Here is a 20,159-nt window from a genome sequence, read left to right on the forward strand (position 1 = left end):
TGTATGTTTTAAGTGATACGTTGTACGTCTGCTGACTTAAAACGTATTACTTATAACTTTTCACTCTAGCGTACCAAAGGCAATAATTGCTCAGCAACTAATTTATTACCAGTTTCATTTAAATGAACTCTGTCGCCTGTTAAAATACCTTTTTCTTTATCTTCTGTATTATTCTTTGCTTCGTAATCGGTAAAGATTTTTCTTAAATCGCAAACCGGAAGGTTATTTTTTGCAGCCAATTGTCTGATGCCTTCAGCATATTTATTTAAATCGGCATCAAGTTCGTTAGTGCCGTCTTTTTTCTCGCCAACAACCGATGGTGTAACTACCACAACCTTACTTCCTGTAGCTTGAATTTTATTAATTAACGCCTGATAGAATTTAAGAAATTTATCATAATCAGTACCAGTGTGAGAGGATTGTTTATGCCAAACATCATTGATGCCTACATAAATCACAACCAAATCGGGCTTTTTGCTTAGAACATCATCTTCTAAACGCAGGTATAAATCGTAAACCTTATTTCCACCTATTCCGGCGCCCATCACTGTGTATTTGGTAGAATCTAAAGCTTTTTTGACTAACGTTACATAACCATTGGCAGATACACCTTGTTGGGTAATAGAATCGCCGAAGAAAACAATTCTTTTAGGTTTAAATGTCATAGATGTTAAGATAATGATACAAACTGAAAAAAATAGGGTGACTTTTAATGTGGTTCTCATCGTTTTATTTTTAGTTGGATTATTTGATCGAACAGTAAATTTATAAATTGAAAGTCGATATAGCAAAGTATAATAAAGGTTAATACTGGATAAGTATTGTTACGTTGAGCTTCTCGAAACGGCATAATGAGGTTCCGGTAGAACCTTCTACAAGCTCAGGATGACAAATTGCTATTATCATCTGCCCAGATTAACGACCCAACCTTTATCGGATTCTATTTCTTCTCGAGTTTATAATCTTTGTGCAGAATTAAGAAACTTGCCCGTTCTTCTTTTTTAAAAGGATAATCCCAGTTTCCCTGATAGGTAATTTTTGTAGGCAATTTATCTTCTCCAAAATAACCCATTTCAATATTCATCTGTACATCAAAATCAAAAAGCATGTTGCTGTATTTCATATCAACATAGCGACCTAAAATATTAAAGTTTCGTTTGTCGAAGATGGTCACCAATTCTTTAATCATTATGCCATCTTTTGTCCAGCTGCTCAAATCTGGCTTCACAGAAACTTTAAAGCGATAAACCGGGATGGAATCAAGATAAGTTCCACTGGTAAAACCATAATCGTAATACTGGCGCATATTAGCCGAAAAAATTTCAGTTTTACTGCCAATGAAGGGTACTTTTACCGGGCGACCTGGATTAAAAATCAAAGTTTTAAGTTTGCTTTTATAACCCTCGTTTGTACCACCCTTACCATCACCAGCCGGCGCATTTGGAACAAAATCAGTATTGTAAGCATTCATAAATATATAATCGAACATTTCAACAGTATATAACTGATATTTTCCATTCTTCTTATACATTTTGCCTTCATCTTCCTTTACCAGATATTCCATACGATAAGGTCCGCTATTGTTGTGTTTTATCTTGCGATAAATCCTGCCATCAACCTTATTCTTTTTATCATAACTGAAAATGCGGTTTTCGGCGATAAAGCTGTAACGTTTCATATCGCGAAACGATTGATAAAAGCTGGTATCGTTAATAATGGCATTGATAAAAGTTTCGATATTTAATCGCTCTGCTTTAATATTTACGGCTCCAGAATCAAGCATTATTGTTTTTACCGTATCCGGATTAAACCTATCTATAACCTGACTGTAAACCTGTGATATAAAGAGCGTAAAGGATATTAATAAAATTATTTTTTTCATGTGTTGATGAGTATTCAAAAATGATGCCCCTTTATGTGATGGAAAATGTTACGCGTGAGATGGATAATGGGCTATATGCATTTCCATCTTCCCTCCCACATATCACATCTTACATTACAATCCTAGTTTCCAAGTTGCTTAAGCGCAATATATGCCATTAATCCAGTTGATATTTTCAGTGCATCTTCATCAATATCGAACTTTGGCGTATGGACTGAATGCATCGTATCTTTAGCTGCATTCCCGGTGCCTAAGCGATAAAAACAAGCATCCGTTACCTGAGAATAAAAAGAGAAATCCTCCGCAGCCATCCAGATATCTAAGTCGATAACGTTTTCCTTTCCAAGAAAATCTTCGGCAAAGCTTCTTGCATTGGCCGTTAGTTTTTCTTCATTAATCAGAAAAGGATAACCTTTATGTATATCGAAATCACAGCTTCCACCCATACTTTCGGCAATACCTTCGGCCATTTTTTTCATTCTTTTATGAGCCTCCGCACGCCAATCTTCGTCTAAAGTTCTGAAAGTACCTTCAATTTTAACTTCATTAGGAATAATATTAGTTGCTCCATTTGCCGTTACTTTTCCGAAAGATAAAACCGAAGGTAAACGTGGATCGGCATTTCTACTAACGATTTGCTGCAGCGCAATAATGATGTGTGATGCAATTAGAACCGGATCGATATTTTGATGTGGTTGTGCACCATGACCGCCTTTACCGGTTACAGTTACATATAATTCATCGGTTGAAGCCATGTAAATTCCCGAACGGAAACCAACTTTACCAGACTCAATAAGCGGCATTACGTGTTGCCCAACAATGTACTGAGGTTTTGGGTTTTCTAAAACGCCTTCCTTAATCATAATACTTGCGCCACCAGGTAATAATTCTTCAGCAGGCTGAAAAATTAATTTAATTGTTCCACCGAATTCATCCTTTAATTGGTTTAGAATATATGCCGTTCCTAAAAGTGAAGAGGTATGTACATCATGACCACAGGCATGCATCACACCATGATTTTTAGAGCGGTAAGGCTTGTCGTTATCCTCATGAATAGGCAAAGCATCCATATCTCCACGAAGTGCAATAATTTTATCTGAAGGTAAATTACCTTTTATTAAACCAACAACACCTGTATTTGCACAACTTGTAAACTCAATGCCCCATTTTGTAAGTTTATCTTTTACATATAATGAAGTTTCAAATTCTTTAAATGATAATTCGGGATTGGCATGTATATGGCGACGATAACCTACAACATCATTAAAAATGGTTTCGGCTAAGTTTTTGATTTTATCTTTGATCATCGGTAGTAGTATCTAAAGTTGGTGCATTAATTTTCTCCCTGAAAATGAATAAGGTGGGGAAAGCTGGGCGAAGCTCGCTCATTAATCTTTGTGCTTCTAATTTGGTTCTGAAATCACCAACACGTAAATAATAATTTGGCTCTTTGTAAATGATATAAGTATTTATTTTAGGATAACTGCTTTTAAAGCGGGATTGCTGGTTGAACATTTCTCGTCTGTCAGACCCGTAAAAAACCTGAACCCGGTAACCATAGGCCGAAACAATAGGCTTGTTTGTTTTGGTTACAACATCACCTCCGGTTCGGTAAACCTCCAATCGTTTTGCAATTAAACTATCAATTAAGGGGTCTTTAATTACATTTACCTCACCTTTTTGTGCAAAGGAGAGTGTATAAATAAATAGGGAGCAGATTATTGAGTAAAATATTTTCATGATGTTATGACATCGCTGGCGTTAAAAATGTTTTAAAACAAGAATGCCGAACTTTCTGCAAAATTCGGCATTCTTTATGGGTTGTGCAAATGCTAGTTTACTACTTTGTAGATAGCAAAAATTTTGCGTCAGCGCCATGCTGAATTTATTTCAGCATCTATTTGAAAGAGAGACCCTGAAATAAATTCAGGGTGACGAACAACAAAATAACAAAGCCAGATTATTATCTAAATCTAGCTTCATCAATTTTATTATTCTTACAAATTCGCTCCGTGGCAGTTTTTGTATTTTTTACCACTACCGCATGGGCAAGGTTCGTTACGACCAACTGTAGCTTCCTTACGTATTGGTTGTTGCGGAACTGCTTCACGGGTATCTCCAAATTCGATACCTGGTTGCTCAGCACCAAATTCTTGTTTGGTGGTTTGTAACTTTGGCTGTTTTACTGGAGCTGGTGCTTCTCTAACTTGATCTGGTTCTTGCTGAACGGGAATGCCACCTTTATATAAGAAACTCACAACTTCTTTATTTACCGCATTTAACATGCTTTTAAATAAATTGAAAGCCTCCATTTTGTAAATTACCAACGGATCTTTTTGTTCATAAACTGCATTTTGAACCGATTGCTTTAAATCGTCCATTTCGCGTAAATGCTCTTTCCAGCTATCATCAATTAAAGCTAAAACAATTGTTTTCTCAAAGGCACGAACAACTTCTTTTCCTTTGTTATCAATTGCCTTTTTCAAATCAACCGCAACCTGGATACCGCGAATACCATCCGTAAAAGGAACAACAATTTGCTCAATGTGCTCACCACGTTCTTCAAAAACCTGTTTTAATACAGGCATTGATTGCTCGATAATTGCATCGGATTTACGGGCATAGAATGCTTCAGCTTCACCGAAAAGTTTTTCAGTTAAGGTTGCAACATTTGTCGAAGAAAATTCTTTTTCAGTAATTGATGTATCAACAGAAAAGTTTTTAATCACTTCCAGTTTAAAACCTTCGTAATTAGATTCTTCTTTGTATTCGGTTACGATATCTTCCGCAACATCGAAAACCATGTTATTCATATCAACATCTAAACGCTCACCGAATAATGCATTCTTACGTTTTGCATAAATAACAGTACGCTGAGAGTTCATTACATCATCATACTCTAATAAACGTTTACGGATACCAAAGTTATTTTCTTCAACTTTTTTCTGTGCACGCTCGATAGATTTGGTAATCATAGAATGTTGAATTACTTCGCCATCCTCGATTCCCATGCGAACCATAATGCTTGAGATTCTTTCAGAACCAAATAAACGCATTAAGTTATCTTCTAACGATACGAAGAATTGAGATGAACCTGGATCACCCTGACGACCAGCACGACCGCGCAACTGTCTATCTACACGACGAGATTCGTGACGTTCGGTACCTACAATTGCCAAACCTCCGGCTTCTTTAACACCTGCACCAAGTTTAATATCCGTACCACGACCAGCCATATTGGTTGCAATGGTAACTGTTCCGGCCTGACCAGCTTCGGCAACAATATCAGCCTCTTTCTGGTGCATTTTAGCGTTTAACACATTATGCTTAATGCCACGAAGTTTAAGCATACGGCTCAATAATTCTGAAATCTCTACAGATGTTGTACCAACTAAAACTGGTCTACCCGCTTGGGTTAGTTTTACAATTTCATCTGCAACGGCATTATATTTCTCACGAACGGTGCGGTAAACGTAATCCTGCTCATCTTTTCTTGAGATATTTCTGTTCGTAGGAATCTCAACTACATCTAATTTATAGATAGACCAAAACTCGCCTGCTTCGGTAGTTGCCGTACCCGTCATACCGCAAAGTTTGTGGTACATACGGAAATAGTTTTGCAAGGTTACCGTAGCATAAGTTTGCGTAGCATCCTCAACTTTAACATTTTCCTTAGCTTCAATTGCCTGGTGTAACCCATCCGAGTAACGGCGACCATCCATGATACGGCCGGTTTGCTCATCAACAATTTTAATTTTTCCTTCATCGATGATGTATTCAACATCAATTTCGAATAAAGTATAGGCTTTTAACAATTGATTTACCGAGTGGATGCGTTCTGCTTTAACAGAGTAATCACGCATTAAAGCATCTTTTGTAGATACTTTCTCATCCATTGGCAATTCAGATTTTTCTAATTCGGCAATCTCTGTACCCACATCAGGCAGTACAAAAAACTGAGGGTCTTCACCCGATTGGGTAATCAACTCAATACCTTTTTCAGTTAATTCTACCTGATTATTTTTTTCATCGATATAGAAGAACAACTCCGAATCTACCTTAGGCATATTCTTAGATTGGTCAGCCATGTAATGGTTTTCTACCTTTAATAAAAGCGCACGAACACCACTTTCACTTAAAAACTTAATTAAAGCTTTATTTTTAGGCAAACCGCGATAAGCACGTAATAAGGCTAAACCGCCTTCGCCTTCCTCAGTACCGGTATTTCCAGCGTTAATTAATTTTTTAGCTTCGTTTAAAGATTGCGTTACATAAGCTTTCTGAGCATTAACCAAACGTTCGATTCTTGGTTTTAATTCATAAAATTCGTGTTGGTCGCCATGGGGAATCGGACCAGAAATAATTAATGGTGTACGGGCATCATCAATTAAAACTGAATCGACCTCATCAACCATTGCGAAGTGAGGCTTACGTTGAACCAACTGATCAGGCGTTTGCGACATATTGTCACGCAGGTAATCGAAACCAAATTCGTTATTCGTTCCATAAGTAATTCCTGATGCATATGCTTTTCTGCGTTCCTCAGAGTTTGGCTCGTGTTTATCAATGCAATCAACACTGATTCCGTGGAATTCGAATAAAGGTCCATTCCATTCGCTATCACGACGGGCAAGGTAATCATTCACCGTTACGATGTGAACACCTTCGCCAGCTAATGCATTTAAATATGCAGGAAGCGTACTTACAAGCGTTTTACCCTCACCAGTTGCCATCTCTGCAATTTTACCACTGTGCAATACAATACCGCCAATTAATTGCACATCGTAATGAACCATGTTCCAAACCACTTCAGTTCCGGCAGCATCCCAACGGTTAGCCCATTGCGCTTTATCGCCAACAATTTTAACATTGCTTTTGCGTGCAGCGTAATCTCTATCAAATTGCGTTGCAGTAACTTCTAAATAATCGTTTTCACTTAAACGACGAGAAGTTTCTTTTACCACAGCAAAAGCTTCTGGTAAAATCTCCAACAATATTTTTTCCAGCTCCGCATCGCGATCTTTACCTAAAGCATCTACCTGCTCATATAAAGCCGTTTTTTGATGAAGCTCTAAATCTTCACTTTCAGCTTCAGCTTTTATTGCTGAAATTTTACCATCAATATCTTCTAAAAAAGTAGCAATTCTACTTTTAAACTCTATTGTTTTAGCACGTAACTCATCATTGCTTATTGAAGATAACTTTGCGTACTCTTCATTTATTTTAACAACTAATGGCTGTATGCCCTTTATATCTCTTTCTGATTTACTTCCGAAAACCTTCGCTAAAAATCCTAACATTATATTTTAATTCGTAATTATTAATAAAAAACTGGTGTGTTACAACAACTAAGCCACGACTTGCAGCAAGTCATTTTGGCTGTTAATTGCATAAATGAGGAAAAAGATCTTAGAAAAAGACCTTTGATACAAGGAAATTATGGACTGTTGTTCTTAGGTTTTTTCCTTATGGTTAAATCAGCAATTACCTGATTTGTGTTAACATATTTTGCCGTTTTTATTGGTGTTTGGGTTCCAATCAGGGCCAAACGGCTGTAAGAAAGCAAATATGGATTGCGATCTTCATTCAGCTGAACGGAAGCTTTACCAGCGGTATGAGTGCTAATATTTTGCTCATTACAATATTCGTTTAATATTCTTAACCCTTCAACACGCTCGGCTTTGGCCAAATGTGTTAAGCTAAAAAATACTAGGGATATGGTAACGAGGTGTTTCATTATTTAGCGGCAAAGCTAGTTTTATTCTTTTATAAAATGAAATTTCATGTTCGCAAAAACTGTACCTCGATTTTCCTCTTGACTTTATTAATAAATTGGGATGCCTGCTCAAAACTTTAAACTTCAACGCATTTAACGTTTGAAAACAATCGTTTGTCGATACATTTGTTACAAATATTTCCTTTCTGTACATCTTTATATCAATAAGCAACAAAACATAAATTATCCATGGAAAGAAAGAATTTTATCAGGAGTTTAATGGTTGGAGCAATCTCAACTCCAGTAATAATCGAGGCTTGTAAAAAGACAAGTATGAGTGACGGCTCTGGCAGTACATCAGGTTCGGGCAGTGCAGGTACAACCACAAGTACAAATGGTACCTGTACAGTTGCGCCAACTGAAACTGAAGGACCATTCCCAACTAAAGTTCCGGCATCATATGTAAGAAGCGACATTACAGATGGAAGAACCGGTTACAAAATGACTGCTAAAATCACCATTGGAAATATAAATAATAGTTGCGCAGCTTTGGCCGGTGCCATTGTAGATATCTGGCATTGTGATGCAGAGGGGAATTATTCTGAATACGGTGGTTCGGGTATGCAAAGTACCAATTATCAATCGGTGCATTTTTTACGCGGCAGGCAAGTAACAGATGCAAATGGACTGGTTACTTTCACAAGCATTTTCCCGGGATGGTATAGTGGCAGAGCAACGCATATACACGTTCATGTTTACAATGCGGCAGGGGTTTCTCTTAATGTAACGCAAATAGCCTTTCCTGAAGGTTCAGGTACGGCTGTTGCTTTGGTTAACGGTTATTCAAAAGGCATGAATGGCTACACATACAATAATGCCGATAATGTTTTTAGTGATGATAAAACGGGTGTTGAAATTGCAACGGTAACTGGAACCGTTACAGCTGGTTTCGACTTAACTTTTAAGTTAAATGTAAAAGCATAAGATTTATAATTGTTTGTTATTTTTATGCGGCGTTGAGGTTTTTCTCAACGCTTTTTTATGATCTCAATGATGTCTGAAAAAGTAATTACCCTGTGTTACCGAAAGATAATTGATGTAACAAACGTTAACCCCTGGGATAAATTTGTACATGAGGATAGTTTTGCTGAGTTTAAAATGCAATCGCAATTTTACAACCAGGAAAATAAATACACATCATTTTCTCAAATTTTGATAAACACTCCCGGAGCTGAAAAACTTCATTTTTTGGTTGGCGGCTCAATTATCGGTTATATTCAACAATTAAAAGGCATTATCCCAGATGTATTGGATGATTTGGGCAGACGATTTTTAACTTTCGATAATTTTAAATTCGAAATTATAAACTCGGATATCAACAACATAGAAAAACATAAAATAGCACTAAACTTTTTTTCAAAACCATTAGTTTTGCATGAGCTTATAGGTGAACATCTATTAATATCGCAGTTTACAGAAAATGATAATGAAGAAATTTTCACTAATCTTTTTAAACTGCAACCATTTGTAAGCATACACTCCATAAAAAAACTAAAATAGTGGAAAACCCGGGTAAAATTTATTTAGCAGATCAGAGAGGATTAATTGAAAATTCCAGTATACAACGACATTGCACATTTAATTTCGACCGTTTTTTTAACGAACATAAAACAGCTTTTCAATCCCTATTTATTTGTAACGATGATTTTGTTGCTGCCGGGAAACTTAACTTTTATCTCGCCAAAGAAAATTCGTTGCATTTATTTATACCGATTACCGGAGGTATTGATATCGTGACTAAAGACAAAGAATTTTCTGTTGAAACCGGACAGGTACAGTTGTTGAGTTTAGAAAAAGGTGAAGTTTTGGAAATCAGTAATCCGTATAAAGATGATGTTATAAATTATATCCATTTGGGGATGGTTAATGGTGATTCTGCATTTTTCAAAGACCAACTTTTTACTTTTGATTTTGATAAAAATCCTAATCAATTAATCGATATTATTTCCAATTATAGATTTCCTTTTAAGCTTAGTGCGGGTATTTTTGCTGGTCGGAAGGAAGCGATTTATAAGTTGCACGAAAAGGCAAATCGTTTTTTCACTTTTATTATAGATGGCGCTTTTGAAATTGAGGGCCGTTTAATGCACGCCCGTGATGGACTTGCGCTTTGGGATACTGAAAACGTAGAAATTGAAGCGCTCAGTAATAATGCAATTGTAATAACCCTGGAGTTGTTCGCATAAACATAGATTGGGTTTTGCGTTAAGGGTTGTCTGCCTACGGTAGGCAGTTAAGGGTTTAGTGCCGTTTTTCACGGTACCGAAGCGAAGAGCAGCCCTGAAAAAGCCCGACCCTTTCCCGATTTTTCATAGGGAAAGGGAAGCGCCCAAATAGTTTTATTCTACTGGAATTAATCCATCCGAGATTCAACTTTAAAAGATTTCTCCGCTTCGGTCGAAATGACGGTACTCATCTTTACTTAAAAACAACTTCGGTTGCACCGTAGCCGAATTTCTCCTTTCGGGCATCCATATAAGTTTTAATGTGCGGGTTTTTACTTATCAATTTATGGATTTTATCTCTCAAAGTTCCGTTTCCTATGCCATGTATAAATATCATTTTGTCAAAATGATGGACGATTGCTGCATCTAAAGCATTTTGAAAGTGAGATAACTGAATTTGCAGTATTTCATCGGTTTCTAAAAAATGATGATCATCTCTAAGTTTTTCAATATGCAAATCGATTTCCTTATTCGGTACTTCAACGGTGCGTTTTTCTGATGGCGATCTGAAGAAACTTTCCTTTAACTTTTGCGGGTCGATGCTAACCGAAGCCAACTCATCCAATCGAATTAGCCAGCCTTTTTGTGTTAAATTTGGCAACTCCTTTTGTTCTGAGCTAAAATCTTTCGCCCTGAATTTTTTAGTTACCACTAAAGGGGCCAATGGTTTAACATCAGCCTTGCTGAACACTAGAAACTGAAAGGTAAATTCTGGCCACATATCTAATTCGGACAAAGAAGCAGAATGCACCAGCGCAGACTGAAAGCTTTGAATTATACCATGAAAAACGCCTGAGTATTTTTCCTTTCTTTCAGAACTCAAACTTACTAATAATGTATTTGGAGATTGATTTTGTAAGTGAAAATGAACCACACTGCCAGCTTTTACATCGGCCGCAACAGCAACATAAATTCCGTTTTCAATTTTATTAATTGAAGGCACATTAACCTGAATGGGCTTTGGTGCATCTTGTTCTTCGGCTACTTTACCGTGTCCATGAACTGATGTTAAATTACTAACCGCAACGGGAATTTCAAATCCGTCTTCATCGGTTACACCTAAAGTTTGTGCATCAATAATTTTTGTAACATATCCTTCACGTTTTTCATCAACAAAACGTACAAAATCACCAAGATTAAACTTCATATTAAGATATTTCTGAAATGAGAATCATCTTTAAAAACAGATGATTTAAGCAAAAGTACCTAATTTTTAGTTTAAGAAACGATTAGCATATTTCTGACTTGCTGCAATTCTCCGTTTTGAAGTCGGGCATAGTAGACACCTGGAGCGTAGCGCTGATTTTCGAAATTGATGTTGTAAGTACCTTCATCTTTAACTGCATCTACAACGGTAGCCATTAATTTCCCCATTGTATTAAAAACCTGGATTAAAACGTGACCGCCTTTTGAGGTATATTTTATGGTGGTACTTGAGGTGAACGGATTTGGATAATTACTGATTAAACTTTCGCCACTTAAGCGGTTGGTTTGCGCCAAACTTGTCGACATACAATTTGTTCCAGGTTGAATAAGCGGCAACGATTGAAAATCCTTTAGCATTACATTCGATAATGTTGATTTATCTACACAAAACCATTTTTCCAATAAAGTAGCGTAAACAGATCGGAAATCATATTGCATCGGAATATTATCATTTACGGATGTGGTGGCTGAAATTGTTGGATTTTTACCTAGAACACCGCCTTGAATGGCATCGCCAAAAACGATTAGTGGTGCTGCTGCGCCATGGTCTGTTCCGTTACTGGCGTTTGATTTTATCCTTCTTCCAAATTCTGAAAAGGTCATACCAGCTACTCTTTTTGATGCACCTAAACCTTTCAAATCATCCATAAAAGCTTTAATGGCATCGCTAACTCTTTGAAGCAAAACTGCATGGGTTCCGGTTTCAGTAGATCCTGTATTTACTTGTGCAGCATGAGTATCAAAAGAACCAATATTTACCATGTACAAGCGGGTTTTAAGGCCTCCGGCAACTAATCTTGCCACAACTTTAAGCTGATCTGCAAGTGAATTATTGGTTGGATATGTACCCTGCTTTGTTACTTTGCCTGCCGCAGCTTTAATTACAGAAGCATACTGTTGTGTTTGTTGAGAAACCTGGCGAATGTATGTTAACTCCTTACCGGCATTCGTATTTGGCGCAGGAGATTGAATTCCATTTATTAAATTATAAAAATTAACCGGGTCGGAAATTGCCATACCCATATTAACAGAAGGCCCCTGAAAAGCAGGAGATATAAAAGAGCCGATCTGAATGGCAAGTGGATCAGGCATTACTGTATTTGGATAACCGATTGGAAAATTTGAATATTCTTCGCTTAAATATCTGCCTGCCCAACCGCTTTCTATGATTTGGTCAGAATCTGAAGCAGAAAGCCAAATATCTGTCGCCCTGAAATGGCTAAAGTTTGGCTGTGGATAACCCACGGATTGAATGACCTGAACTTTTCCATCATCATACAAACCAGCCAAACCCGACATTGAAGGATGTATACCGGTATTGAAGCCTGAAAGTTTAATAATTTTATTTTTTGGAAGAATAATATTCGGACGAGCAAGTGTAAGGTTGTCATACTGATCCAATGGAAGAATCATATTCAAACCATCATTCCCACCATTTAACTGAATAATTACCAACACATGGTCGGTTTCCTGATTGGCTGCTGTAATTGCCGATAATAAACTCGATGCACCAAATGCCTTTAACGAAAATCCTCCTATTAAAGATGGAAGCACCACGCCAGCGGGCATTGCTTTAGTTAAAAATTCCCGTCTTTTCATGATAGCTGATACTCTTCAAGGTTCATAATGTATTTATAAAACTCTTGCAAACGGGTTTGCACAATTGCCGTTTTTGCTGTTGTCGGCGCAGCTTTGTAATCGAGCCAGGCGGTTGTCCAGTAAGCATCAGTGACCTGATTACTCAACAATATACTTTTTAGAAACTTTTTTACATCGGCGCTAACCTCAATTGTGTATAAATGCGCCAAAGCTTCATCAAGTAAAATATTTGGATCTTCTGGTTTGCTAAATTTTGCGGTGTAAGCAATCGGGTCGATAACAATTTTCTTTCCGTTTCGGGTATAACCAGAGCTGATAAATCTATCGGTAAAAACATTTCGCTTTGGTAGGGTATCAGAATTTATCCAAAGCTCATAAAATTGAGGTACTTGATAATATGCAGGCCAGCCCGAAACATTTGGTGGGTCGGCTAAATTTTGCTGAAGATTTGAAGCCGTACTCCGCAAATAATCACTCATGTAATATACGTTTACATAATCGCTGGCATCGGGAAAAACAATTTCAAATTCTCGAGCCAAGCCAACCACAAAATCTACGGGAGCTTTAATGTTACAAGAACGGTTTTGAGCTAAAAAGAAATGATTACTGGTAAACAAAACCTTTAACACAGGCTTTATTTCATAATTCGAACTCCTAAATATTTCCGCCAAAGGCGTGATGAAATTAGCTTCAACATCAGCAGTAATATCATAATAAACGAAAAACCGATATAATCTTCTACAGATGTATTTACTCACCTCTACTTGTGCAAAAATCATATCCAGCAAATCATCCACTTCTTTTGCACCATCTGCCCCGGTTCTGCCTTTAATCAATTTATTTCCATAAAATGACGAAAATTGCTTATCCGTAACATCATGTCTGTTCGTATTGAAAACGGAAATAATATTTGTGCTATCGAGTGTGTAGCCAGTAAGCAATCTGGCAGCCGCCTTAACGTCGGCTTCGGTGTATTTGGAGTCTGGTCCTTTACCTAAGGTAAAAAGTTCTTGTAACTCGCGGGCATAATTTTCATCAGGTGCGGTTCGGGTGCTTGCATATCCATTTAAATACCGAACCATTGCCGGGTCGATGGTTACTTGCTTTGTTAAAGTTTTAAAGTTGCCTAAAGCTGAACTCCGCAAAAGCGCATTATGTTTATAGATATATCTTGCATCATCAACAGTATCGGCTTCGGTAGCAAAATGATTGTGCCAAAACAAGGTTAATTTTTCTCTTATTGAAACTGGTTGATTAAGCATTTGGGTAATCCACCAGGATTTAAAAGATGTAACCCTACGACTGTTTGCAGTTCCATCTGTATAAAGTGTATTTACCCAGGTTTGCCCAATCGGAACATTTGCATCAGTATAATTGGTATCGTTATAATTATTTACCGGAGGATTTGGAAGCGCTAAATCTCTCAATAGAAAATCGACAACCTGAGAAACAGATTGACCTGCAAAAGCGGCTATATCACTCCTTTTAGCTCCGAATAATGTTCGTTTTAGTAGATGATTTAGTTCTTTTGCTCCAAAATTGCCTGCGTAGATGTCTATCGCCATAAAAGATTATCTTGAAACAAAATAAAATTAAGAGATAAAACGCTGATTTTCAATTTTTTTACACGAAATGTCAAAATTTAGTTACCAAAAAATAGTTTACCAACGGATAAGTGCACTTGCCCAAGTAAAACCAGATCCAAAAGCCGCTAAACAAACTAAATCGCCATCTTTTATTTTTCCAGCTTCCCATGCTTCGCAAAGTGCAATTGGTACAGATGCAGCTGTTGTGTTTCCGTATTTTTGAATGTTATTGAAAACCTGATCATCTTTTAAACCAAGTAATTGCTGAACATACTGACTGATGCGCAAATTTGCCTGATGAGGAACCAGCATATCAATGTCTTTTTCCGTTAGATTATTTGCCGCCAATGCTTCTTTTATAACTTCTGGAAATTTAACTACTGCTTTCTTAAAAACCGATGGACCATCCATATAAGGTAAAGCAGCACCGCTTTCTAAAATTTCTGGCGTCATAAATAAACCGCCCAATTCCTGGTCTGGAAAAGCCGGCTTATCTTTCATCCATTTATTGGCATGAGAACCCGGGTAATACATTGCCAAAATTTCAGCATCAGCACCATCGCTATGCAAATGCGTACTTAAAATCCCTTTGCCTTTCTCATCCGTTGGTTGCAATACAACTGCTCCTGCTCCATCGCCAAAGATTACGGAAACGTTTCTGCTTCGTGTTTCAAAATCCATTGCAAAAGAATGTTTCTCGCTACCAACAACTAAAACATTCTTATACATCCCTGTTTTTACGAATTGATCGGCTACAGAAAGTGCGTAAACAAAGCCAGAACATTGGTTTCGGATATCTAAAGCGCCTATTTCGCCCATGCCCATTTCTCGTTGTAGCAAAACGCCGCAGCCAGGGAAATAATAATCCGGGCTTAATGTGGCAAATACAATAAAATCAACATCTTTTGCGGTAATTCCAGCTCTTTCTAATGCAATTTTCGAAGCTTCGATACCCATTGTTGTGGTTGTTTCTTCGTATCTATCTGCAAAGCGACGTTCCTTAATACCAGTTCTTTCCTGAATCCATTCATCGCTGGTTTCCATGAAACGGCTTAAATCATTATTGGTATATACATTTTTAGGAACATAGTAACCTATTCCTGCAATTTTAGATTGGTGCATGCTATTATATTTTGGTTAGTAAATGTATTAAAACTAGCGGAAGATGTATCTTTTCAATCATACTAAAATGCACAAATCTTGAGACTTAATACTAAATACTTAATACTAATGTTTATTTTTGCCAAATGTCTACAGAAACAAAAGAAGAGACCTTTACGCTCGAAGAAATTTTAACTTCCTTAAAAACTGTACATCGTTTAATTTTATGGAATGATGATGTGAATACTTTCGACCATGTGATTTATTGCATGATGAAATATTTAGACTATAACGAATCGCAAGCTGAAAAAATTGCCTGGAAAGTTCATAATGATGGTAAATGCCCGGTTTTAGAAGGTTCTTTTACTGAGATGGAAGTTTACAGGAAAATTCTACAACAAGAAGGATTAACCGTTTCGGTTGATTAAGCACTCTTAATGGGTCGTCATGCTGAACTTGTTTCAGCATCTCTACACGAATGGAGACTGATATAAGTTTATTAATTAAGCCCTTCTAATACCCCCAACAACTCTGCCTGCGTACTCAAAGTTTTATCTTTTGCATACCAGCCATGAAGTTTTTCTGCCAAAATTGTCATTTCAGTAGTTTCTTCTTTCCATTCTTTTAAAAGCTTTTGCAAAACCTGTGGACGCGGTGCCCAGGTAGCTAAAACTTTATCCGCATTTTCATCTAAAATTATTAAAACCGGAATTGCTCTGCCACCATTGGTTAAATGTGCATCAATCAATGGTAAGTTTTTATCTCGTAAAACAAATTTTAAGTCGATTTTACCCAAAGATGTTGTTGCGATTTTATTGAAAACAGGAACAATTTGAGCCGCATCTCCGCACCAACCTTCGGTAATGACCAAAAATTTATAATTTCCTTTTAAGTTTTCTATTACTTTGGCAAATTCTTCAGTTAAACTAACGGTTTTATCAACCCTGTTCATGCGTTGCACATTCATTTTAGTATAGTGCAAATCGTATGTTACATCGCCTGTTGCTTTTCCTTCCAATAAAAGTTGGTCTACCAAAGCTCTATAAGTTTGATAATCCATGCCTTGTTCGTTGAATATTTCGCTGTAGTTAACCATGTGTTTTACAATTTTATGTGGCAAAGGAAAGGAGAAATTGGAATAAATTAATCATTGCTTTGCAAGAAATTTAAGTGGCTAAGTATTGACTTTTGAAAGAAACATTGATATGCTCTTTTCAATTTTTGTCTTAGCCAGACAGTCTTTTTTCTTTTGACAACAAAAGAAACAAAATTGCCGGCTGAAAATTTTTGTATTAAAGTTAGTGGTTTGGCTTTGAAAATGTATTCCCAAAAATTTGTTAGGCCGGTTTTTAGTAAAACGTAGATTTTGTGCCAAGGCTCTATAAAATTCAGAAAACAAACCCCCTTTTTCATCAACTAAGCTTCCATCAACTTACCTACATGCTGCGTTAATGCAACAAAATCGGCAACTGTTAATTGTTCTGCACGTTTTTCGAAATAAATATGGTTATCCATTTTATCTTTCGGCATTACTGCCGAAACCGCATTGCGCAAGGTTTTTCTCCGTTGATTAAAGCCTGCTTTAACTACACGCCAAAACAATTTCTCATCACAATCTAAAGTTTCAACTTCGTTTCTGGTTAAACGAATTACAGCCGAATGAACTTTTGGAGGTGGATTAAACGTTCCAGGTTTTACAGTAAAAAGGTATTCAATTTTATAATAAGCTTGCAAAAAAACACTTAAAATACCATATTCTTTGCTTCCCGATGGCGCTGCACAACGTTGCGCAACTTCCTTTTGAAACATCCCAACCATCTCCACAACTTTATGGCGGTTATCTAAAATTTTAAATAAAATCTGTGATGAAATATTATAAGGGAAATTTCCAATGATGGCAAACTGATTCGGAAAAATATCGTCAAAGTTCAGTTTCAGGAAATCGCCGTTTATTAATCTATCTCCCAATTGAGGGTATTTTTCGTTTAGAAAGTGAAACGATTCTGTATCAATATCAATCAAATAAGTTTGCAAATCCTGGCGTTGAAGCAAAAAATCGGATAAAATACCCATTCCGGGGCCAACCTCTAAAACCTGATTATATTTATCGGTATTAATCAAACTTTCTACAATACGGTTTGCAATGCCTTTATCGGTTAAAAAATGCTGACCTAAATGTTTTTTTGCTTTTACTAAACTCATCGCTACAATTTCGTTTGCCACGGAAGCACTAAAAACATTGAATTATTTAGAAAGAGGTTCTTTCTATTTCTGTGTTTTTGTATTTCGGTGACGAGATATTTTCTACAAAATAACTAATTTTTATTCGGTAAGCCCCTGTTTAAACGAAAATCAGTATTTTGCGCTAAAATTTTCCAAAAGTTATGAGCGATAAACTTAAAATAGGCATCAGTATTGGCGACGTGAACGGTATAGGTTTAGAGGTAATCATCAAAACATTATCCAATCCGGCTATTTTAAATTACTGCACGCCAATTGTTTATGGCCATACAAAAGTTTCATCTTTTCACAGAAAGGCAAATAACCTCGGAGAATTTAGTTTTAATGTAATTAACCATGCAAATCAGGCGCAAGTAAAAAAAGCGAATATGATTAATTGCTGGGAAGAAGATGTTAAAATAGAACTTGGTCAGGTTACAGAAATTGGCGGAAAGTATGCGCTCTTATCATTAGAAAGAGCAACTGCCGATTTAGTAAATGGCGACATAGATGCCTTGGTTACCGCACCGATTAACAAACACAACATACAATCCGATACTTTTTCTTTCCCTGGCCATACCGAATATCTGCAAGAAAAGAGTGGCAGTAAAGATGTACTGATGTTTTTAATCAGCGAAGGTTTACGCGTTGGCGTGGTTACTGGTCATATTCCGGTGGCAGCTGTACCAACTGCAATTACAAAAGAAAAAATCATCAATAAAATTCGTTTAATCAACGATAGTTTGAAGAAAGATTTCTGGATTGAGAAACCAAAAATTGCAGTTTTAGGCCTAAATCCCCATGCCAGCGACAATGGCTTGCTTGGCACAGAGGAAGCTGAAATTATTACACCTGCAATTGAGGAAGCTTACGGCAAAGGCGTAATGGTTTTTGGACCATACCCTGCAGATGGTTTTTTTGGAAATGGCAGCTACAAACAATTTGATGCCGTTTTAGCCATGTACCACGATCAAGGTTTAATTCCTTTCAAAACATTGGCTTTCCACAATGGGGTTAATTATACAGCGGGCTTAAACTTCGTGCGCACCTCTCCGGACCATGGAACGGGTTACGATATTGCGGGTAAAAACCTTGCCGATTCTACCTCATTTACTGAAGCCCTATTTTCGGCTATCCACATTGTTAAAAATCGCAGAGAGCAGGAAGAAATGCTGAGCAACCAACTTAGAACTGGTGGCAAAGTTGTAGAAAACCAGTTCGATATTAAAGATGATGCTTCTTAAAAAGCTGAAAGGCAAAAGCGTTAAATATTAGAAAAGCAAAACCTGCATTTCATCGGTTGCGATACTCCTGCTATTCGTTTCTCCCGATGAAAAATCGGGATTCACTGCTATCAGGTTTATTTTAGTTAAAATTGTGCAACAAATAAAAAATGAGCGGCACAAAGAAAATACTCCCGATAATCGTAATATCTCAATTCCTCTGCACCTCGTTGTGGTTTGCTGGTAATGCAGTTCTACCCGATATTATTAAAAATTTCCCGACAGAATTAAACCTTCTGGCAAACTTAACCAGTATGGTTCAGTTGGGTTTTATTAGTGGAACCCTGGTTTTTGCCGTATTTGCAATATCCGACATTTTCTCTCCATCAAAAGTTTTTTTCGTTTGCGGCATCGCGGCAGCATTATTTAATTTAGGCGTTAGTTTACCAATCTCAAACGCAAACATTTTGCTATTGTTTCGCTTTTTAACTGGTTTTATGCTTGCGGGTATTTATCCCGTTGGTATGAAAATAGCAGCCGATTATTTTAAAGATGGTTTAGGAAAATCGCTCGGTTTTTTAGTTGGCGCATTAGTTTTAGGAACTGCGTTTCCTCATTTATTAAAAACATTTACAACCAACTTTGCCTGGCAATACGTTATTTATGCCACTTCAATTTTATCTCTAATCGGCGCTGGTTGCATTTACCTTTTTGTTCCTAATGGTCCGTACAGAGTAGCCGGACAAAAATTTGATTATAAAGCAAGTTTTAGCGGCTTCAGAAATCCCAATTTTCGTTCTGCAGCTTTTGGATATTTTGGCCATATGTGGGAGTTGTACACTTTCTGGGCGTTTTTACCGGGAATGCTTATGCTTTATAACGGCACACATCAAAATGCAAACTTAAATGTTTCATTATTTTCCTTTCTAATTATCGCCTCGGGCTGCATATCATGTATGATTGGCGGAATGCTTTCTCAAAAGTTTGGCGCAAAAAAAATCGCAACAATTGCGCTTTCAATATCTGGATTATGTTGCCTGCTCTCGCCAATATTTTTGTTTTCAAGTTTAATTTATATTTTCTTGTTTTTTCTTTTTATTTGGGGTTTAGCCGGCACAGCCGATTCACCTCTATTTTCAACGTTGGTTGCTAAAAATGCACCCGATTCTTTAAAGGGAACTTCACTTACCATTGTAAATTGCATCGGCTTTGCCATTACCATAATTAGCATACAAGCAATCAATATTTTGTCTAAAGAAATGAATTCGCATTATCTTTACATGCTTTTAGCAATTGGACCTATTTTAGGGCTTTACGCTTTAATCAAGAAATAAAAATTAA

General features: G+C 36.9%; 18 protein-coding genes. 6 read left to right on the top strand and 12 right to left on the bottom strand.

Going from position 1 to position 20,159, the window contains the following annotated elements; translation table 11 throughout:
• Nucleotides 1–65 precede the first annotated feature (65 nt).
• The 6 genes from R2Q16_RS03240 to R2Q16_RS03265 form a co-directional block, all read right to left on the bottom strand.
• Complete coding sequence (locus R2Q16_RS03240; protein WP_316735138.1) at nt 66–725, bottom strand: SGNH/GDSL hydrolase family protein; 660 nt, start codon at nt 723–725, stop codon at nt 66–68.
• Nucleotides 726–940: 215 nt separating this feature from the next.
• A complete protein-coding gene (locus R2Q16_RS03245; RefSeq protein ID WP_316735139.1) occupies nt 941–1,882 on the bottom strand; it encodes a hypothetical protein in 942 nt (313 codons plus the stop codon).
• Nucleotides 1,883–2,004: 122 nt separating this feature from the next.
• Nucleotides 2,005–3,189, bottom strand: a complete 1,185-nt coding sequence (locus R2Q16_RS03250; RefSeq protein ID WP_316735140.1) for a M20 family metallopeptidase — start codon at nt 3,187–3,189, stop codon at nt 2,005–2,007.
• Complete coding sequence (locus tag R2Q16_RS03255; protein ID WP_316735141.1) at nt 3,176–3,622, bottom strand: SPOR domain-containing protein; 447 nt, start codon at nt 3,620–3,622, stop codon at nt 3,176–3,178. The genes R2Q16_RS03250 and R2Q16_RS03255 overlap by 14 nt, the downstream gene beginning before the upstream one ends.
• 257 nt (nt 3,623–3,879) lie before the next feature.
• Nucleotides 3,880–7,182, bottom strand: a complete 3,303-nt coding sequence (gene secA, locus R2Q16_RS03260; protein WP_316735142.1) for a preprotein translocase subunit SecA — start codon at nt 7,180–7,182, stop codon at nt 3,880–3,882.
• A gap of 137 nt (nt 7,183–7,319) precedes the next feature.
• The gene (locus R2Q16_RS03265; protein ID WP_316735143.1) at nt 7,320–7,619 is read right to left on the bottom strand and encodes a hypothetical protein; all 300 of its coding nucleotides are present in this window, start codon (nt 7,617–7,619) and stop codon (nt 7,320–7,322) included.
• A gap of 228 nt (nt 7,620–7,847) precedes the next feature.
• On the opposite strand from R2Q16_RS03265, the gene R2Q16_RS03270 reads away from it, so the two are divergent.
• The 3 genes from R2Q16_RS03270 (at nt 7,848) to R2Q16_RS03280 (ending at nt 9,844) form a co-directional block, all read left to right on the top strand.
• Entirely contained in the window at nt 7,848–8,582 is a 735-nt protein-coding gene (locus R2Q16_RS03270; RefSeq protein ID WP_316735144.1) for an intradiol ring-cleavage dioxygenase, read from the top strand.
• 66 nt (nt 8,583–8,648) lie between these two features.
• The gene (locus tag R2Q16_RS03275) at nt 8,649–9,158 is read left to right on the top strand and encodes a hypothetical protein (RefSeq protein WP_316735145.1); all 510 of its coding nucleotides are present in this window, start codon (nt 8,649–8,651) and stop codon (nt 9,156–9,158) included.
• On the top strand, nt 9,158–9,844 hold the full coding sequence (locus R2Q16_RS03280; RefSeq protein WP_316735146.1) for a hypothetical protein: 687 nt from the start codon (nt 9,158–9,160) through the stop codon (nt 9,842–9,844). Before R2Q16_RS03275 ends, R2Q16_RS03280 begins: the two co-directional genes overlap by 1 nt.
• A gap of 232 nt (nt 9,845–10,076) precedes the next feature.
• Here R2Q16_RS03280 and R2Q16_RS03285 read toward each other — a convergent pair whose 3' ends face one another.
• From R2Q16_RS03285 to R2Q16_RS03300, 4 genes are all read right to left on the bottom strand, one after another.
• Nucleotides 10,077–11,030, bottom strand: a complete 954-nt coding sequence (locus tag R2Q16_RS03285) for a Smr/MutS family protein (protein ID WP_316735147.1) — start codon at nt 11,028–11,030, stop codon at nt 10,077–10,079.
• 71 nt (nt 11,031–11,101) lie between these two features.
• Nucleotides 11,102–12,688 carry a DUF1501 domain-containing protein gene (locus R2Q16_RS03290; RefSeq protein WP_316735148.1) on the bottom strand — a complete coding sequence of 529 codons (1,587 nt, stop codon included), beginning with the start codon at nt 12,686–12,688 and terminating at the stop codon, nt 11,102–11,104.
• Nucleotides 12,685–14,253 (bottom strand): DUF1800 domain-containing protein, encoded by a 1,569-nt coding sequence (locus R2Q16_RS03295; protein WP_316735149.1) that lies wholly within the window; start codon nt 14,251–14,253, stop codon nt 12,685–12,687. The genes R2Q16_RS03290 and R2Q16_RS03295 overlap by 4 nt, the downstream gene beginning before the upstream one ends.
• Before the next feature lie 96 nt (nt 14,254–14,349).
• Nucleotides 14,350–15,396: a beta-ketoacyl-ACP synthase III gene (locus R2Q16_RS03300; protein ID WP_316735150.1), complete on the bottom strand. Its 1,047-nt coding sequence runs from the start codon at nt 15,394–15,396 to the stop codon at nt 14,350–14,352.
• Between the two features lie 125 nt (nt 15,397–15,521).
• On the opposite strand from R2Q16_RS03300, the gene R2Q16_RS03305 reads away from it, so the two are divergent.
• Nucleotides 15,522–15,803: an ATP-dependent Clp protease adaptor ClpS gene (locus tag R2Q16_RS03305; protein WP_010599054.1), complete on the top strand. Its 282-nt coding sequence runs from the start codon at nt 15,522–15,524 to the stop codon at nt 15,801–15,803.
• 71 nt (nt 15,804–15,874) lie between these two features.
• On the opposite strand, the gene R2Q16_RS03310 is transcribed toward R2Q16_RS03305, so the two are convergent.
• Both R2Q16_RS03310 and rsmA read right to left on the bottom strand, forming a co-directional pair.
• Nucleotides 15,875–16,471, bottom strand: coding sequence for a thioredoxin family protein (locus R2Q16_RS03310; RefSeq protein ID WP_316735151.1), 597 nt, complete (start codon nt 16,469–16,471; stop codon nt 15,875–15,877).
• A 320-nt stretch (nt 16,472–16,791) separates the two neighbouring features.
• Complete coding sequence (gene rsmA, locus R2Q16_RS03315; RefSeq protein WP_316735152.1) at nt 16,792–17,577, bottom strand: 16S rRNA (adenine(1518)-N(6)/adenine(1519)-N(6))-dimethyltransferase RsmA; 786 nt, start codon at nt 17,575–17,577, stop codon at nt 16,792–16,794.
• A 182-nt stretch (nt 17,578–17,759) separates the two neighbouring features.
• On the opposite strand from rsmA, the gene pdxA reads away from it, so the two are divergent.
• Both pdxA and R2Q16_RS03325 read left to right on the top strand, forming a co-directional pair.
• Complete coding sequence (gene pdxA, locus R2Q16_RS03320; RefSeq protein WP_316735153.1) at nt 17,760–18,839, top strand: 4-hydroxythreonine-4-phosphate dehydrogenase PdxA; 1,080 nt, start codon at nt 17,760–17,762, stop codon at nt 18,837–18,839.
• A gap of 149 nt (nt 18,840–18,988) precedes the next feature.
• Nucleotides 18,989–20,152, top strand: coding sequence for an MFS transporter (locus R2Q16_RS03325; RefSeq protein WP_316735154.1), 1,164 nt, complete (start codon nt 18,989–18,991; stop codon nt 20,150–20,152).
• Nucleotides 20,153–20,159: the final 7 nt, after the last annotated feature.

It is taken from the genome of Pedobacter aquatilis, from assembly GCF_032678425.1.
Lineage (GTDB): Bacteria > Bacteroidota > Bacteroidia > Sphingobacteriales > Sphingobacteriaceae > Pedobacter > Pedobacter aquatilis_B.

Bases quoted from the DNA above. Each gene is read 5' to 3' on its own strand.
- R2Q16_RS03290 (WP_316735148.1), bottom strand. From the start codon at position 12,688: ATGAAAAGACGGGAATTTTTAACTAAAGCAATGCCCGCTGGCGTGGTG.
- R2Q16_RS03245 (WP_316735139.1), bottom strand. From the start codon at position 1,882: ATGAAAAAAATAATTTTATTAATATCCTTTACGCTCTTTATATCACAG.
- R2Q16_RS03240 (WP_316735138.1), bottom strand. From the start codon at position 725: ATGAGAACCACATTAAAAGTCACCCTATTTTTTTCAGTTTGTATCATT.
- R2Q16_RS03310 (WP_316735151.1), bottom strand. From the start codon at position 16,471: ATGGTTAACTACAGCGAAATATTCAACGAACAAGGCATGGATTATCAA.
- pdxA (WP_316735153.1), top strand. From the start codon at position 17,760: ATGAGCGATAAACTTAAAATAGGCATCAGTATTGGCGACGTGAACGGT.
- R2Q16_RS03255 (WP_316735141.1), bottom strand. From the start codon at position 3,622: ATGAAAATATTTTACTCAATAATCTGCTCCCTATTTATTTATACACTC.
- R2Q16_RS03285 (WP_316735147.1), bottom strand. From the start codon at position 11,030: ATGAAGTTTAATCTTGGTGATTTTGTACGTTTTGTTGATGAAAAACGT.
- rsmA (WP_316735152.1), bottom strand. From the start codon at position 17,577: ATGAGTTTAGTAAAAGCAAAAAAACATTTAGGTCAGCATTTTTTAACC.
- R2Q16_RS03305 (WP_010599054.1), top strand. From the start codon at position 15,522: ATGTCTACAGAAACAAAAGAAGAGACCTTTACGCTCGAAGAAATTTTA.
- R2Q16_RS03300 (WP_316735150.1), bottom strand. From the start codon at position 15,396: ATGCACCAATCTAAAATTGCAGGAATAGGTTACTATGTTCCTAAAAAT.
- R2Q16_RS03275 (WP_316735145.1), top strand. From the start codon at position 8,649: ATGATGTCTGAAAAAGTAATTACCCTGTGTTACCGAAAGATAATTGAT.
- R2Q16_RS03325 (WP_316735154.1), top strand. From the start codon at position 18,989: ATGAGCGGCACAAAGAAAATACTCCCGATAATCGTAATATCTCAATTC.
- secA (WP_316735142.1), bottom strand. From the start codon at position 7,182: ATGTTAGGATTTTTAGCGAAGGTTTTCGGAAGTAAATCAGAAAGAGAT.
- R2Q16_RS03295 (WP_316735149.1), bottom strand. From the start codon at position 14,253: ATGGCGATAGACATCTACGCAGGCAATTTTGGAGCAAAAGAACTAAAT.
- R2Q16_RS03265 (WP_316735143.1), bottom strand. From the start codon at position 7,619: ATGAAACACCTCGTTACCATATCCCTAGTATTTTTTAGCTTAACACAT.
- R2Q16_RS03270 (WP_316735144.1), top strand. From the start codon at position 7,848: ATGGAAAGAAAGAATTTTATCAGGAGTTTAATGGTTGGAGCAATCTCA.
- R2Q16_RS03250 (WP_316735140.1), bottom strand. From the start codon at position 3,189: ATGATCAAAGATAAAATCAAAAACTTAGCCGAAACCATTTTTAATGAT.